At 31.0% G+C, this 20002-nt stretch carries 18 protein-coding genes and 1 tRNA gene; 2 read left to right on the forward strand and 17 right to left on the reverse strand.

From position 1 onward, the window contains the following. Positions 1 to 149: 149 nt before the first annotated feature. From OW730_RS19545 to lepB, 12 genes are all read right to left on the reverse strand, one after another. On the reverse strand, positions 150 to 3032 hold the full coding sequence (locus OW730_RS19545; RefSeq protein WP_271225724.1) for a penicillin-binding transpeptidase domain-containing protein: 2883 nt from the start codon (positions 3030 to 3032) through the stop codon (positions 150 to 152). Between the two features lie 500 nt (positions 3033 to 3532). After that, positions 3533 to 6433 carry a penicillin-binding transpeptidase domain-containing protein gene (locus OW730_RS19550; RefSeq protein WP_271225725.1) on the reverse strand — a complete coding sequence of 967 codons (2901 nt, stop codon included), beginning with the start codon at positions 6431 to 6433 and terminating at the stop codon, positions 3533 to 3535. 11 nt (positions 6434 to 6444) lie between these two features. Next, positions 6445 to 6936, reverse strand: coding sequence for a rod shape-determining protein MreD (mreD, locus tag OW730_RS19555; RefSeq protein ID WP_271225726.1), 492 nt, complete (start codon positions 6934 to 6936; stop codon positions 6445 to 6447). A gap of 12 nt (positions 6937 to 6948) precedes the next feature. Then, complete coding sequence (gene mreC / locus OW730_RS19560; protein ID WP_271225727.1) at positions 6949 to 7800, reverse strand: rod shape-determining protein MreC; 852 nt, start codon at positions 7798 to 7800, stop codon at positions 6949 to 6951. Continuing rightward, positions 7800 to 8852, reverse strand: a complete 1053-nt coding sequence (locus OW730_RS19565; protein WP_271225728.1) for a rod shape-determining protein — start codon at positions 8850 to 8852, stop codon at positions 7800 to 7802. The genes mreC and OW730_RS19565 overlap by 1 nt, the downstream gene beginning before the upstream one ends. A gap of 17 nt (positions 8853 to 8869) precedes the next feature. Then, positions 8870 to 9553, reverse strand: a complete 684-nt coding sequence (gene radC / locus OW730_RS19570; protein WP_271225729.1) for a RadC family protein — start codon at positions 9551 to 9553, stop codon at positions 8870 to 8872. 68 nt (positions 9554 to 9621) lie between these two features. Further along, on the reverse strand, positions 9622 to 10185 hold the full coding sequence (locus OW730_RS19575) for a Maf-like protein (RefSeq protein WP_271225730.1): 564 nt from the start codon (positions 10183 to 10185) through the stop codon (positions 9622 to 9624). A 23-nt stretch (positions 10186 to 10208) separates the two neighbouring features. Then, a complete protein-coding gene (locus OW730_RS19580) occupies positions 10209 to 10472 on the reverse strand; it encodes a DUF4321 domain-containing protein (RefSeq protein WP_271225731.1) in 264 nt (87 codons plus the stop codon). 85 nt (positions 10473 to 10557) lie between these two features. After that, complete coding sequence (locus OW730_RS19585) at positions 10558 to 11259, reverse strand: SPOR domain-containing protein (RefSeq protein WP_271225732.1); 702 nt, start codon at positions 11257 to 11259, stop codon at positions 10558 to 10560. 268 nt (positions 11260 to 11527) lie between these two features. Next, positions 11528 to 11755 (reverse strand): hypothetical protein, encoded by a 228-nt coding sequence (locus OW730_RS19590; protein ID WP_271225733.1) that lies wholly within the window; start codon positions 11753 to 11755, stop codon positions 11528 to 11530. A 227-nt stretch (positions 11756 to 11982) separates the two neighbouring features. Beyond that, complete coding sequence (locus OW730_RS19595; protein WP_271225734.1) at positions 11983 to 12639, reverse strand: C40 family peptidase; 657 nt, start codon at positions 12637 to 12639, stop codon at positions 11983 to 11985. Positions 12640 to 12836: 197 nt separating this feature from the next. Next, on the reverse strand, positions 12837 to 13460 hold the full coding sequence (gene lepB, locus OW730_RS19600; protein WP_271225735.1) for a signal peptidase I: 624 nt from the start codon (positions 13458 to 13460) through the stop codon (positions 12837 to 12839). 165 nt (positions 13461 to 13625) lie between these two features. On the opposite strand from lepB, the gene OW730_RS19605 reads away from it, so the two are divergent. Next, positions 13626 to 13913, forward strand: a complete 288-nt coding sequence (locus OW730_RS19605) for a hypothetical protein (protein ID WP_271225736.1) — start codon at positions 13626 to 13628, stop codon at positions 13911 to 13913. A gap of 237 nt (positions 13914 to 14150) precedes the next feature. On the opposite strand, the gene OW730_RS19610 is transcribed toward OW730_RS19605, so the two are convergent. From OW730_RS19610 to OW730_RS19620, 3 genes are all read right to left on the reverse strand, one after another. Beyond that, positions 14151 to 14663, reverse strand: coding sequence for a GNAT family N-acetyltransferase (locus OW730_RS19610; RefSeq protein WP_271225737.1), 513 nt, complete (start codon positions 14661 to 14663; stop codon positions 14151 to 14153). A gap of 128 nt (positions 14664 to 14791) precedes the next feature. Beyond that, the gene (locus tag OW730_RS19615) at positions 14792 to 15355 is read right to left on the reverse strand and encodes a hypothetical protein (RefSeq protein WP_271225738.1); all 564 of its coding nucleotides are present in this window, start codon (positions 15353 to 15355) and stop codon (positions 14792 to 14794) included. A 114-nt stretch (positions 15356 to 15469) separates the two neighbouring features. Next, a complete protein-coding gene (locus OW730_RS19620) occupies positions 15470 to 17248 on the reverse strand; it encodes a methyl-accepting chemotaxis protein (RefSeq protein WP_271225739.1) in 1779 nt (592 codons plus the stop codon). A 266-nt stretch (positions 17249 to 17514) separates the two neighbouring features. On the opposite strand from OW730_RS19620, the gene OW730_RS19625 reads away from it, so the two are divergent. Then, positions 17515 to 18771, forward strand: coding sequence for an NAD(P)-dependent oxidoreductase (locus OW730_RS19625; RefSeq protein ID WP_271225740.1), 1257 nt, complete (start codon positions 17515 to 17517; stop codon positions 18769 to 18771). A gap of 476 nt (positions 18772 to 19247) precedes the next feature. Here OW730_RS19625 and OW730_RS19630 read toward each other — a convergent pair. Continuing rightward, positions 19248 to 19334: transfer RNA gene (locus OW730_RS19630), tRNA-Leu, on the reverse strand. Between the two features lie 119 nt (positions 19335 to 19453). Further along, positions 19454 to 19999, reverse strand: a complete 546-nt coding sequence (locus tag OW730_RS19635) for a lytic transglycosylase domain-containing protein (RefSeq protein ID WP_271225741.1) — start codon at positions 19997 to 19999, stop codon at positions 19454 to 19456. Positions 20000 to 20002 lie beyond the last annotated feature (3 nt).

Raw genomic sequence — 20002 nt, forward strand, 5'->3', positions numbered from 1 at the left:
GCCTATTTTATTTTACAATTATTTTAATTATAATCTATAATGCATTAAAACATAAGTTAAAATGACAAAAACTCACTGAAAATGCAAAAAAGATTACATACCTCTTCAAAAAGGCATGTAATCTTCTTTAACTTTTAAATTTGTAAAGTTTATTTTTCTGTTTCTTCAAGCATAAACTCATACTCAGGATTTATTTTTAATATCTCATCTTTAAAATATTCTTCGTATATGGCTCTAGCCACACGTGCACTATATCCACCATGTCCACCGTCAAAAACCACTACACTCACTGCAATTTCAGGATTATCATATGGTGCAAATCCTATAAATGTAGCATAAGATGTTCTTCCAAATTCCTCTTGATTATTCTGGAATGTTGCTGACCCTGTTTTTGCTCCATTCTTTATAGGTAAACCTTTAAATGGCGTATATGCTGTACCATAAATGCTACTTGTAACCTGAAGCATTCCTTCTTTTACAATATCTATAGTTTCTTTACTAATACCTGTTTCATTGATTATCTTTTTATTTTTAGAACAATCTTCTATTATATTACCATCTTCATCCAATATTTCTTTTACAAGATATACTTCTCTCCTATATCCACCATTAACAAGAGTAGCAACGTAATTAGCCAGCTGCAGCGGAGTAAACTGACTCTTTCCCTGACCAATAGAAGCATTATATAGATTTACACCACTTTTATTCTCTGATCTGGCGTCAAATAAGGACGCTGTAATAGTTTTTATAATCCCTTCAATATCCTTTTCACTATATTCATTCTGATATTCTTCTTTGTTCTCAATCAGTTCTCTAACTTTCAAACCTATATCAGTAATATCAAATTTCTCCTCACTGACCATTTGAGCTTTTATACAGCTAGTTAACTCCTTCTTTATTTTATATACCTCTTCACTATCATTATTTATATTAGGTATTATATCAATTGGCTTATATTCCCCAACCCATATTGATGATTCTCCTTTGTTAAGAAGTTCATATACTTTTCGAGTATAATCTCTACTATTTTCTCTCTTCCCAAAATCATAATAATAAACTGGACCAAATTTTTCACTTATTTCTATACCAGTCTCTAGATCACGATTTTCATCTTCCATATTAGCACCCAACCCGAATTTCCAAGCATATTCTGCCAATGCATCTAAGCTTTCCTTAGATCCTGGACCTTTCTTTTCAAATAGTCGATCGGCAACCTCATAGAAGTAATAGTTATTAGAATCTCTTATAGCTTCAACAATATTTTGATATCCATGACTGCTTTTATGTACATTGTACATCCAACTTGCTCCAGTAAAGTCTTTATACCTCTTTTTATATTGACCTGCGTCATATATTTTTTCCTCTGGAGTTATAACTCCCTCTTCTAACCCTGCAATTGCAGATAGAATTTTAAACGTAGACCCTGGAGGTATAAGTGATTGCGTTGCATAATTATAAGCTGGATTTGGCCTAGTATCTTTGTCATCTGATCTATATCCATTATTATCCTTAGGATACATCTCATCCATTATTATTTTGATTTTTTCCCACATAGGCTTACCCTGAAGAGTTATACCATTGAATTTTTCTTGTTTATAAAGCTCATGTTTATATATATACTCAAGTCCAAACTTTTCAATATCAGGCATAAAAATTTCTTTATATGTTTCATTATCAAGTCTTCCTGGAAATGTATGAAGATTGAGATCAATTCCTGGTCTGCTTGCAAGTGCAAGAATTTCACCAGTATTCACATTTAATACAACAGCTGCTCCTCTAGTTGCATTTGATTTATCAACATCATCTTCTGTTCCTCGTGAGGTAAACTTTCCAAGATCCCTCATATATTTCATTGTTTCATCCAATGCTCTCTCAGCTGTCCTCTGAAGTTTATAATCAATTGTAAGTTTGATTGAATTTCCAGGCGTTGCAGGTCTTTCTCCAAGTGTTTTTACTTTTCTACCGTCCAGATTTACTTTAATACTCTCTTCCCCTCTTCTTCCTCGTAAAACATCCTCAAAAACACTTTCTAATCCTGTTATTCCTATATAATCATCACTAATGTCATATCCTCTTTCTTCATACCTTTCCTTGTTGTGCTCACCAATTTTCCCAACATAACCCATTATATTTGAAGCAACTTCATTATAAGGATAATATCTTATAGGTTGTTTTTGGATTGAAATTCCAGGCATTTCAGATTGAATTTGCTCAAAGATATATGAAGTTTCAGGTTTAAGATCTTTTGCAATTACACTTGGTTTATTACCATTAAAACGATTCATATAAATACTATCTTTAATAATCATATATTTTCTTATTACACTTCCGTCAACCTTATCTATTAATTCATCTACAAGTTTATTTTTGTTTGTAAGACTATTCCACTCTTCCTTTGAGTAATCATCTCTTATCATATTGTATAATTCATACTTCTTTATAAGTGACCTATAAATATACTCTGGAGACATCTCTTTCAATTTCTCATCAATATAACTAATTTCACTTTGATTTAAATCAACCATTTTTTTGCCGCTAAAATCTTTATGTAATACTTCATAATCAAACCCTCTATCCTTTTTAAATCTTAATTCACTCCATATTTTATAATCATCGCTTACTCCAAACTCAAACCTTATTGGGTCAACCTTTAATTGAAATCCCTCTGTAGTTTTCTCTCCATTTTTTTCTAAAATCTCGAAAACCTCTTTCATTGTATCAAAAAACTTTTTATTACTTTCCTTTGTCTCTGTAAAAGTCAAGGTATATCCCAATTTATTAGTAGCCAGTACCTCATCATTTCTGTCGTAAATTCTCCCTCTTGGTGCAGAATATGATATCATTGTATGACTACCAGTACTTGCATATTCTCTATACATATTAACATTTATAACTTGTAAGTTTATTAACCTTGCAATAATTCCTCCAAATATCAATAACATAATAATAATCATTGCCGTGTATCTTAAATTTTCTTTCTCACCCTTTACTTCTCTTCTATTTAATATCTCTGTCTCAAGATCTACATTCACAATTCCCACCCCTTAATTCTTTAACTATACTTTTACCCACAATATCTTATATAAATATCATTTCTAAATTAAATAGATTATTCTTTTAAATTTCGAATAAGTAACTTAAATAACTATATTTATAGAAAAATATTTCTATATATACAAATTCAATATCATAATTCAAATTCCTTCTTATTTGTAATAATTATCCTATGTTTCGATAAAATTTACAAATAGAAAATACCACCAGGTAAGAGATAATAGTATATTAAAGTTAATATGTTTTAGATAACTCTCTTTTTTAAAAAGATGTTGAAAAATATTCACAAGCCAGTTGGTATAATAAGGTTTATAATACAAAAAAAGTTTTCAACATTATCTTAAAAAAGAGAGCTATTTCTTTAAACTACTTCTTTAAACTATTTCTTAAAGCTATTTCTTAAAGTTATTTTATTAGCTAAAAAAAAATGTACCCTCTACATAAAGTAGAAAGTACATTCATTATTCATTATTCATTATTAATTCTCATTTTCTTTTTCAATTTCAGGTTGTTTAAGCATAAACTCATACTCAGGATTTTGTTCTAAGATTTGCTCTTTAAAGTATTCCTCATAAATTCCTTTTGCAACTCTTGCACTGTATCCTCCATGCCCTCCATCAAAGATAACAACACTAACCGCAATTTCAGGTTCTTCATATGGGGCAAACCCTACATACGTTGCATAAGATGTTCTTCCATATTCATCTTGATTTGATTGATATGTTGCAGATCCAGTCTTTCCTCCATTTTTTATAGGGAAATTATTAAATGTACTGTATGCTGTACCTGCTGGAGTACTGGTAACTTTTTGCATACCTTTTTTAATTACATCTACAGTCTCTGGACTAACATTAGTTTCATCAAGAATTATATTAGTCTCACCATAATCTTCAATAATATTACCTTCCGAATCAACAATCTTATCAACTAAGTGTAGCTTATATCTGTATCCGCCATTCACTAAAGTAGCTATATAATTAGCTAATTGCAGTGGAGTAAACTGATTTAGACCTTGACCTATAGAAGCATTATAAAGGTTTACAGCACTTTTAATCTCTGTTCTAGCATCATTAATTGATGAGCTTATAGCTCTCTTGATACCATTGATATCTTTATCAGTATATTGACCTTTATACTCATCATTCTTTTCAGTTAACTCTCTTAATAACTCATCTATAGTTGATAAGTCTGCTTTATCAACACTCATCATTTCTTCTTTTATAGCAATAGTCAGCTTTTTCTTAATAGCATACACCTCTTCACTATCCACCTCATCATCAGGAACAATATTTATTGGCTTATATTCACCAACCCATATTGAAGCAGTTCCATTTATCAAGTGTTCATATAAACTCCAAGTGTATACTCTACTGTGATATCTTTTACCAGAATCGTAATAATATACTTGCCCAAAAGCCTCGTCAATCTCAATTCCTGTTTTTGTCTTAGACGCCGGATCCTCCATATTAGCACCTAATCCATATTTCCATGAATACTTTGCTAACATATCCAAACTTTCCTTTGTACCTTCTCCACCTTTTTCATATAGCCTATCAGCAACTTCAAAGAAATAATAGTTATTTGAATCCCTTATAGCATCTTGAACATCTTGGTTTCCGTGACTTCCTCTATATAGGTTATACATCCAGCTGGCACCTTTAAAATCCTTATATCTTTTAGTATAAGGTCCTACATCATATATTTTTTCAGTAGGAGAAATAACTGCCTCCTCTAATCCTGCTACTGATGTAAGTATTTTAAATATGGAACCTGGTGGAACTCTTGATTTTGTAGAATAGTTAAATGCAGCTTTGGGATAAATATCGTATCTATCTTCTCTGATTCCATTTTTATTTTTAGGAAACAACTCATTGAAAATAACATCAATTCTTTCTTCCTCTGATAACTCCTTTAAATCTTTTCCATTAATCTCTTCATTCTTATATAATTCATGCTCCATAACATACTCCATCCCAAACTCTTCGAGATTTGGACTGAATATGGACTTATAAGTAGCAGAATCAAGTCTTCCTGGTACTGTGAAAAGATTTAAGTCTATTCCTGGTCTACTAGCTAATGCTAATATCTCACCAGTTTTAACATCTATAACTACAGCCGCTCCTCTAGTTGCATTTGATTTATCAACATCATCTAGAGTCTTTTTATCTGCCTTATACTTTCCAAGGTCTCTCATATATGCCATAGTCTGATCCAAAGCTTCTTCTGCTGCCTTTTGAAGATTGCTGTCAATAGTAAGATAAATAGATTCTCCTGGTGTCGCTGGTCTTTCTCCCAGTGTTTTCACCTTTCTTCCATCTTTATTTACCTCTATGCTCTCTTCTCCCCTAGTACCTCTTAAAATCTTTTCATATTCACCTTCTATACCGGATCTACCAATGTAATCCTCATGAACATCATAACCACGCTCTTCATATAAGCCTTTAAACTGTTCATCTATTTTTCCAATATATCCAACAATATTAGAAGCTAATTCTCCATATGGATAATATCTTATTGGCTGCTTCAATATAGATATTCCTGGAAGTTCAGATTGAATTTGTTCAAACACATACGCTGTTTCAACCTTCAAATCATTTGCGATAATTACAGGTCTATACCCTTTATAACTCTGCATTTGAATATTATCTTTGACTATCATATAATTTCTTATTTCTTCATGAGGAACACTTTCTAAAAGAAGATCTATTAAAGCTTCTTTATCATTTAAGAGTTCCTTCCATTCTTCATTAGAGTAATTCTCTTTCAGAATATTATATAGACAATATTTTTTTATCAACGTTCTAAATACTTCTTCTGCCTCAATAACTTTCAATTCTTCTTCAATTGAAGCCTTTTCTTCCTCATTCAAATCTGCCAGCTTCTTGCCTTTAAACTTCTCTTTCATTACAGCCTCATCTAGTCCACGGTCCTTCTTAAATCTTAATTCAGACCATACTATCCAATCTTCTGCAACATTAAACTCAAATCTAATTGGCTCTACTTTTAAAGGAAAATTCTCCGACAGCCCTTCTCCATTTTCTTCAAGAACAGCAAAAACTTCCTTTATAGTTAAAAAGAAGTTTTCTTTGCTCTCATTGGTTTCAGTGAAAATAAGGCTAAAACCTTGTTTATTTGTAGCGAGGATTTCCCCATTAGTATCAAAAATATTTCCTCTAGGAGCAGAATTAGATATCACCTTATGGCGTCCGTTGTTAGCTTTTTCTCTATATACTTCCACATTAAACACTTGTAAATAGATTAACTTCCCCACTATAGTAGCAAATATCAAAGACATAATAACAACCATAGCTGTATATCTAGTAAACTTCTTTTTCTTCTTAGGAGCTTTCAACTCCTTGTATTCTTCCTTATTCTTCACTTGTTCACCACCTAAAATCTCCAATTACTCTTAATTAATTCTAAATTATAAAATTTAAATATTATCTTTTCAAGAATTGCAGCAATGAAAAAATTATATATAGATATATATATCACATCTCTTAAGAAAAGATTAATTCCATATATCTTAAGAACTCCAATAAGCAATATTCCCTTAATCAAAGAAGCACACAACACCATAATTATTGGCACTAATATCTTGCTTTTTATAAAGTTTTTCCCTACATATGCCACACTTAAACATAATAATAAATTTATAAGAGCATTCACTCCTATTACATCTATAAAAAAGATGTCCTGAAGCAACCCAGAGACACATCCTATAAAAATAACCTCATTTATATCTGCATAAAATGAATATGAAATAAAAAATATAAATAACATACTTGGATAAACACCCCTAATGCTTATAAATGGCATTAGGGTGTTATCAACTACAAGTAAAAGTATGCTTATAAAAAATAACATCACGTACTTTTTCATAAACTCAACACCTTATTCATCGTACTCTCTATTTTTTTTAGGTACAATTATATACAATTTATCAATCTTATTTATTTGTACAGAAGGCTCAATAATACCGTATTTAACTACTTTACTTTTGTCCTCATATACTTCAATAATTTTTCCAATTTTTATTCCCTTTGGATACACATCTCCAACACCTGAAGTATACACTGTATCACCCTTTTTAAGGTCAGAGTCTAATGTTGGAACTTCAACCTTTGCAAGCACCTTATTGTCATAATCTTTATATCCCTTAACAATTCCGTTAACTTCCTCAGTTTCATCTATATATCCAGCTACTGCAATATTCTCATTAGCGAGTGTCTGTATTCTTGCCCAGGTTGTTCCTACAGCAGTCACCTGTCCAACTAATCCATTTGGAGAGATAGCAACCATACGCTTCTCAATTCCATCTAATGACCCTCTGTTAATTACAAATCCTTCAAAGTAACTATTTCCACTAATGTTTGTAATCTCACAGCCGATGTATTCATATTCATCATGTGTATCTTTATAATTCAGCATCTTTTTCAGATCCTCATAATCTTTCTTAATTACATTAAGTTTATTAATCTCAATCTGCAAATCTGCTATCTTCTCATTTAATTCATCGTTTTCATCTTTAAGTTTAGAGAATTTACCAATAGTTTCTATACCTTCACTAATACCACTAGATAATCTAAAAACAACACTCTGAATCCCATTAATGGGAACCGCTACTCCATCTTCTGCGAACGAAACCTTTTCTCTATTTGAGGTTAAGGATATCAACAGCACGAATGAAAGGCTCAACACTAATACAATGAATACATTTTTATATCTTTGAATTTTCTTTTTCATTATCTTCTCTTACCAAAACTTGCGTATTCGATAGCTTTACCTGCCCCTATAGCTACACAGTCCAGTGCATTTTCAGCAATATTAACAGGCATTCTTGTTTCATGTGTTATAAGTTCAGCCATACCCTTAAGATAAGCTCCTCCTCCTGCTAGTGTGATTCCTTTTTCCATGATATCAGCAGCTAGTTCAGGTGGTGTTTTTTCAAGTGTATTCTTAATTGCTTCAATGATACTCATAACAGGTTCATGTAAAGCTTCTCTTACTTCTTCTCTTTTTATCTCGATATTTTTAGGCAATCCAGATAAAAGATCTCTACCTTTTATTTCCATAGTATCAACTACTTCTTCACCTTTAACAAATTCTCCATCAACTATTGAGTCTGCATGTCTTTCAAAATCAAAAACACTTCCTAATGTAACTTTAATATTTTCTGCTGTTCTTTCACCAATCATAAGATTGTATTTTCTCTTAATGTAAGAAATAATTGATTTATCAAGTTCATCTCCAGCGATTCTTAAAGATTGGCTTGTAACAATTCCATCTAAAGATATTACAGCTACTTCTGTAGTACCTCCTCCAATATCAACAATCATATTACCTGTTGCTTCATTAACCGGAAGACCTGCTCCAATAGCTGCTGCCATAGGCTCTTCAAGTAATTCTACCCCTCTTGCTCCAGCTCTTCTAGTAGCTTCATCAATTGCTCTTCTCTCAACAGTAGTTACTCCTGAAGGAAAACAAACAACTATTCTTGGGCTTGTGAATGCACTTCTTGAACAAACCTTGCTTATAAAATACTTTAACATTTTTTCTGTTATATCAAAATCAGCTATTACTCCATCTTTCATAGGTCTAATTGCAACTATGTGCCCTGGAGTTCTTCCTATCATTTTTTTTGCTTCATCTCCAACAGCTAATACCTCTCCTGTTTTTGTGTTAACAGCAACAACTGAAGGTTCTCTTAATACGATTCCTTTTCCCTTTAAATAAACAAGAGTATTCGCTGTTCCTAGGTCAATCCCCATATCTTTTGTTACTCCGAATAATCCCATACTTTATCTCCTTTCTTCTATACAAGTCCTTTTTCTTTCATACTAGTAAATTTTCTATCACCAATAATTATATGATCTATAAGTTCTATCCCTAATAATTTACCACATTCTTTCAATCTGATGGTTACATTTATGTCATTTTTGCTAGGTTTTGGATCCCCTGATGGATGATTGTGAATCAGAATTATTGAATCCCCACTATTCTTAATAGCTAGATTAAAAACCTCTCTGGGATGTATCAAAGCACTATTATTTGTTCCTATAGAAATATCTCTAATAGTAATTATTTCTTTTTTAGTATTTAACACCAATAATTTCAATACTTCCTTTGACTTCACTCTCATTTCTTCCATAAAATTATCAACTATATCTTTTGGTTCAGTAATTTTTATTTTATCCTTACTTTTATAACTTCTATACCTTTTACAAAGCTCTGATAGGGCTATCAGTTGTGATGCTTTTGCAACTCCAATACCTTGTATGTCTGTGAGTTCTTTTGTTGAAGCACCAAACACATTATTTAATCCTCCAAATTCTTTTAAAACTCTGCTGGATAATTGCAATACATTCTCTTTCTTACTACCGCTGCCTAGTAAAATTGCCAAAAGTTCATAATTTCCAAGAGATTCAACACCATAAACCAACATTTTTTCACGTGGTCTTTCATTACAAGGAATATCTTTTAATTTTAATTGTTTCATAACAACCCTCCAAATAAGCATTATTACTTATAGTTGAAGTTTTGTCATTTAATCCAATTTTAAACATATTATTTAATAGATTTAAGCATTTTATATAGTTTGTTAAGTGGCAAACCTACTACACTGTAATAGTCCCCTTCTATCTTCTGTACAAAAACACCAGCTTTGCCCTGTATACCATAGGCACCAGCTTTATCCATGGGATCTCCACTTTTAACATATTCTAAAATCTCTTCTCTACTAATCTCAGAGAATTCAACTTGCGTTACACAATAATCCTTTAATACTTCACCTTTTTCTTTCTGTATAACAGCTATACCTGAATATACCTCATGACTCCTGCCACTAAGTTTCTCAAGCATTTCCACAGCATCCTTCTCGCTTTTAGGTTTCCCTAAAACTTCATTGTCTAATGTAACAATAGTATCACACCCTATAATTACACCGTCACTACACTTTTCTGCTATATTATTAGCTTTTCCTAATGCAAGCTCCATAACATATTCATGTGGTTTCCCATTAAAAGGAATAACATCCTCATCGAAAGAGCTTACTCTTATCTCAAAATCATCAACTATTCTTTTGAGAAGCTCCTGTCTTCGTTCAGATGCTGAGGCTAGAATAACCTTCATACTTTCACTCCAATCAGACTAAATTAATAATTCCTGTAAACAACTGCCCCTAGTATCATACCCAATACAGTCATTAAATTACAATAGATGCTAAATCCAAATGTTATTTTTAATACTTTTACATCAAAAACTAAAGGTGTTGTTAGTCCTAGGTTATATGAATAATCACTAAGAAAGTTTAACGAATCAAACTTACTCCCCAGTATATCCCCTACCAAGGTACCTGCAACACCCCCAAGTAAAACTAAAAATATTAAAAATAAAATATTTTTACTTCTACCACTCATAATACTCCCCCATTGTTTATGTATTTTATTTATAGTTTATCATCAAAAATTAACTTAAACAAGAAGAAATATTCCTTTATATAAATCATTTATTATTTTTATATTCTTTGTAAAATTTTTTTAAAATTTCTTCACTATCATTAATAGAAATTTCATTTGGCAATGCTAGTGCTCTCTTGGCAGCTAAACCACTTTCTAGTGAATCATCATATTTTTGATTCTTAACCCAATTCTTATATGATTCAGTTGAAGAATTCTCTAAATTTCTATTTACCATCCTCCAAATTAGCTTTAATACACCTAAATCAATTTCATACTTTATTTCCTGGTCAACACTTTTAATATCCGTGGCTATCTCAAATTTAGATACTTCAAATCCGTTCTCATCAAGTGATTTCATCAATACCTCAGAAAGTTCATCTGGAAAAATCCCAAAAATAACTCTATAATATTCAAAATCTTCAACAATAAATGGTATTCCAAATTCCTTTAATTCTTCGTAGAGTTCCTTTGCATATTCATCATTTTTAAAAACGCCACATTGTATACCATACAATGTTTTTGTAGTTAATATTTCTTCATAGTCCTCCCCTTGCTTAAAATTGTGATCTTCAATATGTACAGGATTTGAAACCTCATATGCATTATCCATTTGAACACTATTACCCCTGTTTAATTTGCTAAAAACCATATTAAAAAACAATGCCCCAAGGGAGAATGAACTGACAAAAATAAATATCAATATTATTAATATAATCTTTCCATCATTATTCATAATTTTTCTCATTTTCTCATCTCCTTGTGTAATATATTAGCTTAAAGACAAGCTAATATATATATACACATTTGAAGATTTTTTTAGAACAAAAACTCTACCTTATCAACTTAATATAATAACCTCTTAATTTCACCACTTTTAACCCAATTAATCTTTTGCTTAGTAACGCGTTCTGCTTCTGTTACCGCCTCAGATAAAGTTAAGTACCCACCCATTTCTGAGCACTCTTCATTCTTACACATACTAACTTCTTACCTTTCGTTAAAATATAAGTACCTTAAATGATATTGTCCAATATCTGTTTTATATCATATCCTTCATACAGATATGAAGATAACTCAACTCCATATATCCATTCATTAAAAAACTTTTTAAGATTATGTCCGGACACCCTGTTAGCTATTTCCTCAAAATCCTTAAATTCAATTTCCTCATCCTTAAAGCTATTCAATACTTCTATTATAATCTTATAAAAAGCTTCATCTCCCACAAGTTCATGAAGCACATACAGCACCCAAGCGCCTTTCGTATACGAGTTTCCACCTAATTCATATTTCCAATAATCACATATTGGAGTATCATAATTGATTTTATCCCTCTCTACACTTTTAACAAATCCTAATTTACTACAATTCTACATTCAATCTAATTTTCCTTTGTTTATTATTTTTACACATAAAAAAGCACACTTCTCCCAGTGTGCTTTTTTTAATATTATATATTAAATTTAATTTAGTCTTGAATTATTCTTCTAGCTCCAGCATAATGTGACAAATGATATCCAGTTAAACTAGATACAGTAACTCGTCTAACACTGGATGATGACGATGCGTGTATAAATTTATTATTACCTACATAAATACCAACATGTCCATAGTCCATGTATGTATTAAAGAATATAACGTCTCCTGGTAACAAATCTTCTTTTGCAACTGATTTCCCATACTTTACTTGATCACCAGTATATGAAGGAATATATATTCCTACCATCTTATATACATAAGATGTAAATCCTGAACAATCAAATGAATAAGGTCCTTTAGCACCCCATACATATGGTCTTCCTAAGTAACTATACGCATATTCTAATAGTGTACCAACATCTCCAGATAGTAATGGTTTATCACTATAAACACTTACAGTGGCTTGTCCTCTAGCTCTTTGGCGTTGTGCTTCTCTCTCCACTCTTTCTCGAGCAGCTTTACCTCTATCAGGAACCTTCATTTCTCCCTTTTCTCCAGTTACCTGAATGCTCATTGCTATATCGTTTTTGTTCTCTTTTGAATCTGGAATTGGATCTGCAATAGCTGTAGTCATGTTAATTTTCATAAGCATCATAAAACTTAAAAAACATAACACCCTAGATGACTTGCTTCTGAACAATTTCATATAAACCCTCCTATACTTAATATGTTATCTGGTGCTGTAATAAAAAATGCGCAATCATATGCGCTATAAGGTTGTCTACATATTTAATTATAATTTTTCATGGATAATTTGTCAAGTTTACCATTATTGATTGAAATATAGATTATCAAAAAATTCAACTAAATTTACGCAATTTTATTTATGAATTTAATATAATATCACTCAATCTTCCCAAACTTTTCTAAAGGCCATATTCTAAATAGTAATTTTCCAACAATTTGTTCTTTATCAATGTATGGATTTTCCCAATATCTTGAATCATATGACATTACTCTATTATCACCTAAGAAAAAAAATTTTCCATCTGGCACTTCAAATTTACCTAACCTCATTTCAAGAACTTGGTATTCATGTGAAGAATGTTCTTTATTATTTTGTTCATCGTCATGAATTACTTTTTCTTCACTATGCTTACACTGTTCATTATGTTTATGTACTACAATTTGATTTTTAACATAAGCTTCATTTAATAATTTACCATTAACAAGTACATCACCATTCTCTTTTAACTCAAGCTTATCACCAGGCAAACCAATAATTCTTTTAACATGCATATGTTTATGTGTTCCTCCACCAGTAAATACAACCAAATCACCTCTTTTAAGCTTGTCTTTATCAAATATTCGAGAAGTTATTATCTTATCTTTAACTTCTAGTGTTGGTATCATTGATTCAGATGGGATTATCGCTGTAAAAAAAATAAAACTTCTAATAAATATAAATAGTAGCAGAGTACCTATAATAGGAATTACCAAATCTTTTAGTATTTTTGACTTTATCATTTAAATTCCTCCTTTTAATTAGTATATACTACAAGAAATGAAAAATAAATTATTTTTTTTAAATTTAATGAAGGATTTTTATATTTTTCAACGAATATAAAAATATGGAATAAATAACATATTTATTCTTTACTTTTTTAAAATTATTTTGAGGAGGAGTTAAAAATGAAAAAAATCAAAAAAATTCTTGCTATGTCCTTAGTGGCTGTAGGTTTAGTAGCAGGTGTAGGAAGCACTACTAGCGCTTGTATCGATATTGGTGGTGGAATGCATATGGATTGCGGCAGTTGTGGCTGCAGAACATCATCTTTTTACGGTATGCATAATGATAATGTTGAAGCAGACAGATTAGTTACAAAATCTTGTGGTTGTACTGAATTATGGGGTTATTGTTATGATTGCGGAAAACACATAATCACAGTTAAAGCTGATAGATGCGACGCACACAAATAAAACCCTCATTTTTACACATATTAAAATAAAGAAGTAATACCATAGACTTATAATTAATTTATTTACCTTTAAAAGAAAAATTCTCAACATCATCAAATAACTTTTGATATTGTTGAGAATTTTATTTTAAATTTATAATTATTAATGCCAATATTATATGTATTTTAGTAAATAAAAAAAGAATGACTCCTTTGAATATAGAAATCACTCCACACCTGTTGTTTTTTTATTCATAAATCAACAACCTCTAACCATTATCTCTCCGTCTATTTTTACGTTATTGATAGAAAAATAATTATGTACAGTTCTCACATGGTTGAACCCATTCTTATTCCATCTCTTTCTGTTTTCTTCTGTGGAAATAAACACTCCTACGTAGCATTCATCGATGTTTAATTCTTCATCCAATATTTTTATAATACCATCGATTAACTTTTTAAAAACCTCTTCTTCTATAACTTCCTTATCCATAATAACATCTGTTAACCATAGTTCATTTTTTTCTTCATTATTCAAATGACCTTTAACCATCCCAACAGTTCTGTCTTCTATGGATATCTTTAAAAAAAATTCCTGATTGCTTATAACATATCCTAAAAAACTATCATAAAATTCATCCTTATTTAGAGTTCTTGACTCATGTTGATTAAGGAGCTGCTGATGATTGTACCATTTATGCATATAATCTAAATCCTCTTTACCAACGCTAGTAATATGATAGTTATCTAGTTTTCCATAGATACTTAACATAATTTCACCTCGTAATTTATATATTCTACAAAACTTGAATTTATCCTTGTAAAATTTTAAAAGATTAGTGGAGAATTTTTTTTAATTCTCCACTATTAATATACTCATATGAAATTCGTTATAAAAAACTAGTCGTCATCCTTCATATACATCATAGTTAACCTGATGATCTTCCTAATAATCCTTCTTACTTCATAATAAGGCATTCCTGTTCTCATAAGCGCCTTAAATATACCTGGATTATATCTTTGTATTTTCATAAGTATATATCGTACATCATTGTAGTCATAATCATATTTATACTTATCTCTGTCATCATCATCATCGTCATCATCATTATCATCATATTCTGTAAAATCATATCCACCTTGTACACCCAAGCCTCCGCTAGGCATACTTATGTTAGATGGCATCCCAGGTATTGGATAACCACTTGGGTATGGATACTCACCTATATTAAAGTATGGGTTAGCTAAACCATAAGCTCCACCTGGATAAGCTAATCCATGTAAAACACTAGTTTGTGCTCCTAAACCGCCCAAACCATATCCTGGTCCTAATCCTGTTGCTCCTCCACCAATTGTTCTGAATCTCATCTCGTCAACTGCTATACTTGGTTGTAAAGATACCATATTATAAATATTGTTATTCATCTCAACTGGTGGCGAGCTATCATTGAATCTATTGTTCATTAACATAAACCTCCAATATATTGTATGTTTTCTTTAATTAATTATTATGAACAATAAACTCATTATATGTGTTATCTCTATAATTTTTATTCTTAAAATATAATCTTTTCTCAATTACAGCTCAAACTTCTTAACTAATATGTCTAAAGTATCTACAATCTTCTCTAATTCTTCCACTGTCCCATTTATATTTTCCATAGTATTCGCTTGTTCCTCCATAGATGAAGATACTTCCTCGCTTGCAGCTGCTGATTCTTCTGTTATAGCAGCTATACCCTGAATTGAATTCACTACAGAATTTTTTCCTGAATCAACTTTGTCCATATTCATCATTAACATATCTGTTTGATTTGTCATGTTATTTATTGATTCCTCTATTGTTTTAAATGCACTATAAGCTTCTTCCATTGATTTATTAGAGTTTTTCAGTAGTATATTTCCTTTATCCATGTTATCTTTAGAAATACTTATTTCTTTTTGTATCTGTGAAATCATATTCTTAATTTCTTCAGTGGACTGGGCTGTCTGCTCTGATAGTTTTCTTATTTCATCCGCTACAACTGCAAATCCCCTACCTGACTCTCCAGCTCTCGCAGCTTCTATAGCAGCATTTAATGCTAATAAATTCGTTTGCTCAGCAATAGTCTGTATAGTACTTACTATTTCATCAATGGATTTTGACCTATCTGACAATTGAATTATGTTATCTGCTGTTTGAGAAGATGCCTCATTATTTTTCTCTAAGCTTTTACCTAATGCAGTAATTGCCTCAATTCCGCTTTCATTTGCAACTATTGTTTTATTTGAATAACTTTTTAATAATTGAGCATTTTGTATAGCATTGTTAATTTCCATTTCCAAGTGAGATAACTCTTCTGCACTTCTTTGAGAATCATCTGCTTGTGAAACAGCGCCCTTTGCCATCTCTTCAGAAGTTTTAGCTACTGCATCAATGGAAGCAACAGTCTCATTGACAGATAGTAATAAAGATTCTGTATTTTCTTTAACAACGTTAGAATTCTTCTGTATTTCTCCTATAATATCTCTCAATTCAGACCTTAAGTTTATAACTGCTTTTCCTATAATCCCTGTTTCATCTTTATATTTAAGTATTTCTTGAAATTGCTCATCATATTTCAAATCTAATTTACTTGTCTTATCTACCAAATCTGTTATAAATAATATAGGCTTACTTATTTTTTTTCCACTATAAATTGCCAATCCTGTGAAAACCATTATTGAAATAACAATAAAAATTGCCACAACTTTTGCACTGCTTCTAAAATTATCATCCGCTATTTCTCTGTTATTATTTACAACTGCTTCAATATCATCAACATAATTACCCGTACCTATAATCCAATCAAAAGGTTTATAGTAGCTAGAGTACGCTCTTTTACGTAAAGCTTCAGTTTGTCCTTTCTTAGGATACCAATAATCTGTATATCCCCCATCATCTTTCATTCCATTTTCAATTATTTCTCTTATAATATATTTCCCATTTATATCTTGCAAATCATATCTGTTTTTTCCTTCTGAATCTTTGTTACCTGGATGTACAACGTTATTCCCTTTGCTGTCATCTATCCAAAAGTATCCACCTTCACCGTAGGCAGCATTCCTAACCATATGGGCTGCAAGTTCTTTCGCCTCCTCAATAGTTATTTCTCCATTTTCATACTTTTTGTAAGATGCTTCAATAATACTTATCATTGATTCAACTTGATTTTTTATATTCTTATCATAATCTCCTAATAAAGCCTCTTCTAGCACCATAATGTTCTTATCAGAATCAACTTTACTCCTAAATATTCCGTAACCACCAATTGACACACCTAAAATAATTGTCATAGCTATTATTAAAATAGTTATCTTTCCACCTATGGATTTCATCTTACCCCTCCTGTTTAAACATATTTTTTTATTAAATTAAATTTTTATCATAATCCCCGCCTTATTATTACATATATCGACTACACCTAGTTTTTACTTTACATAAATGTATTGTTAACTTCATCCATAGTATTTTAAATATATGTAAATTAATCATTTTTTACATATATTTAAGCTGCTATAATAAATAATTATTTATTGGAGAAAAATACATAGAGAACTAATTTATAAATTAAGAAATCTACATATATAGAAGGTGAGACAATATGGGAAAACATATTATAGAAGAAGCTAAAAGATGTTTGCAATGTAAAAATCCTCGCTGTGTACAAGGTTGTCCTATAGCAACTCCAATACCTAAAATGATTAAACTTCTTCTTGAGGGAAATCTCTCAGAAGCTGGTGAGAAAGTATTTAAAAATAATCCACTATCTGTTGTATGTTCCTTAGTATGCCCTCATGAACATCAATGCGAAGGTAACTGCATATTAGGATTAAAATCATCCCCTGTACAGATAAGTTCAATTGAAAACTATATTTCTGAGTATAGATTAAGTGTTGCAGATCTAGCTCCCGAGAAAAAACTTCCAGGCAACGTAGGAATAATCGGTTCTGGTCCTGCTGGAATAACCATTGCCTTTATATTAGCTTTAAAAGGTTATGATGTAACTATTTTTGAAGCTCATGATAAAATAGGAGGAGTACTTCAGTATGGTATTCCAGAATTCAGATTACCAAAAAGAATATTAGAAACTTTAAAACAACAACTACTTGATCTTGGAGTTAAAATAAGACCCAACACACTAGTAGGTCCAGTAATAACAATTGATGATATGTTTAGAGATGGCTATGATGCAATATTTATAGGCACTGGAGTGTGGAAACCTAAAAAACTTGGTATCAAAGGTGAAACTCTTGGAAATGTTCATTATGCTATTGACTATCTAAAAGGGCCATCTTCCTATAACCTTGGTGATAAAGTATGTGTTATAGGCGCTGGAAACGTGGCCATGGATGTTGGTAGAACAGCCCTTAGAAATGGTGCTAAAACCGTATCCATATTATACAGAAAAGGTATTGAAGATATGTCTGCAAGAGAATACGAAATTGAGTATGCAAAAATAGATGGTGTTCAATTTGAAACATATAAAAGCCCCGTGGAATTCACCCCTAAAGGAGTACTTTATGTAGATACTAAGAAAATCGAAGAAAAGGGAGAAAAAAAATTCATCTCTGAAAATACTAAAAAACTTTTCCCATGCGATTCTGTAATAATTGCTATTAGCCAAGGTCCTAAAGCAAATATCGTCTCAACTTCAAAAGGAATAGAAGTAAATCCTCTAGGTCTTGTGATTACTGATGATTGTGGAAGAACAACAAGAGAAGGGATTTTTGCCTCTGGTGATGTTGTAACTGGTGCTAGAACGGTTGTTGAAGCTGTTTACTATTCGAAAAAAGTTGCAGAAGCAATGGATGAATACATGCTTAAAAAACATAACATAGAGTTGAAAGTTGAGAATTGAAAACGATGGAGGTTTCTGCTAACGCAGAAACTAAATCGTACTTTGTTTTAGGACAAGCCTTTTTTAATACCACAAAAGTAATTCAAATAATAAGATAACTCTCTTTTTTAAAATACTGTTGAAAAAAGTACAACCCTTTTCTTAAAGGTTATTAATCAATTGCTTCGTTTACATTTTTTTGCAGTCGAGAATATCAAATTAAATTTTATATAGCTCTCTTTTTTAAAATAGTGTTGAAAATAATAGAATAATATTAAGACAAGCTCAGCTTGTACTAAAACAACTAAAAATTTTTCAACATTTTCTTAAAAAAGAGAGCTATGTCACTAATTCTATCAATATTCTTTCCCTAAATACTGTACCAATCTTTATGCATTATGCCCATAGGTTGTCCACTCCACTATATAAAACCTTAGCCATATTCTCAAACTTGAATCAAAACAAAAAAACTCACTGAAATTTCAGTGAGTTTTTTTTGGTGCAGATGATGGGACTTGAACCCATACGGACATTTGTCCACTACCCCCTCAAGATAGCGCGTCTGCCAGTTCCGCCACACCTGCATGTATATTTAGGTTACTTCTATATTCTATCAAATTTTATATTTTTGTCAATTAGATTTTAACAATTTCACAAAAATTCTTCAGAATAAATTTAGAGTAAACTCTAAGGAAAACACTCCTTAATCTCCATAAATATACTTATACATTTTATAGCCGAACATTACACGCTTAAGATACACATCTGTTTCTTTGAAGGGAATAAATATCAACTTATTATCCCTAGAGAATTCATCATTACTGAGCCATTTGGCAACATTACCTCTTCCTGCATTATAAGCAGCTACTGCTTTTTCAGTATCATGAAATTCTTCCAATAAGTTTGATATATACCAACATCCCATTCTTATATTAAGTTTCGCATTAAATAATTGGCTTTCATTTGAATACCCAAAATTCTTTATACTCTCTATCCATTCAGCTGTTGAAGGCATTATCTGCATGAGTCCCTTTGCCCCTCTATTAGACTCTGCTTTTTCATCAAAATTACTCTCATTTTTTATCATTGAATATACCATATATTTATCCAAATTATTTTCCTTTGAAAATGTTTCAACATAGCTTTGAAACTTTATTGGATAATATATTGATAATATTTCTTTGTGAAAAACAACTATTGCAATCAAACTAAACAACAATAACAAGAAGATAACTTTACCTTTTTTCACTCT

This window comes from Oceanirhabdus sp. W0125-5 (assembly GCF_027938815.1).
In the GTDB taxonomy this organism is placed as follows: domain Bacteria; phylum Bacillota; class Clostridia; order Clostridiales; family Clostridiaceae; genus Oceanirhabdus.

Excerpts from the sequence above, each read along its gene's own strand:
- OW730_RS19595 (WP_271225734.1), bottom strand. The coding sequence starts at position 12,639 with ATGAAATTGTTCAGAAGCAAGTCATCTAGGGTGTTATGTTTTTTAAGT.
- mreD (WP_271225726.1), bottom strand. The coding sequence starts at position 6,936 with ATGAAAAAGTACGTGATGTTATTTTTTATAAGCATACTTTTACTTGTA.
- mreC (WP_271225727.1), bottom strand. The coding sequence starts at position 7,800 with ATGAAAAAGAAAATTCAAAGATATAAAAATGTATTCATTGTATTAGTG.
- OW730_RS19580 (WP_271225731.1), bottom strand. The coding sequence starts at position 10,472 with ATGAGTGGTAGAAGTAAAAATATTTTATTTTTAATATTTTTAGTTTTA.
- radC (WP_271225729.1), bottom strand. The coding sequence starts at position 9,553 with ATGAAACAATTAAAATTAAAAGATATTCCTTGTAATGAAAGACCACGT.
- OW730_RS19615 (WP_271225738.1), bottom strand. The coding sequence starts at position 15,355 with ATGAACAATAGATTCAATGATAGCTCGCCACCAGTTGAGATGAATAAC.
- OW730_RS19610 (WP_271225737.1), bottom strand. The coding sequence starts at position 14,663 with ATGTTAAGTATCTATGGAAAACTAGATAACTATCATATTACTAGCGTT.
- OW730_RS19575 (WP_271225730.1), bottom strand. The coding sequence starts at position 10,185 with ATGAAGGTTATTCTAGCCTCAGCATCTGAACGAAGACAGGAGCTTCTC.
- OW730_RS19605 (WP_271225736.1), top strand. The coding sequence starts at position 13,626 with ATGAAAAAAATCAAAAAAATTCTTGCTATGTCCTTAGTGGCTGTAGGT.
- OW730_RS19620 (WP_271225739.1), bottom strand. The coding sequence starts at position 17,248 with ATGAAATCCATAGGTGGAAAGATAACTATTTTAATAATAGCTATGACA.
- OW730_RS19625 (WP_271225740.1), top strand. The coding sequence starts at position 17,515 with ATGGGAAAACATATTATAGAAGAAGCTAAAAGATGTTTGCAATGTAAA.
- lepB (WP_271225735.1), bottom strand. The coding sequence starts at position 13,460 with ATGATAAAGTCAAAAATACTAAAAGATTTGGTAATTCCTATTATAGGT.
- OW730_RS19585 (WP_271225732.1), bottom strand. The coding sequence starts at position 11,259 with ATGAGAAAAATTATGAATAATGATGGAAAGATTATATTAATAATATTG.
- OW730_RS19565 (WP_271225728.1), bottom strand. The coding sequence starts at position 8,852 with ATGGGATTATTCGGAGTAACAAAAGATATGGGGATTGACCTAGGAACA.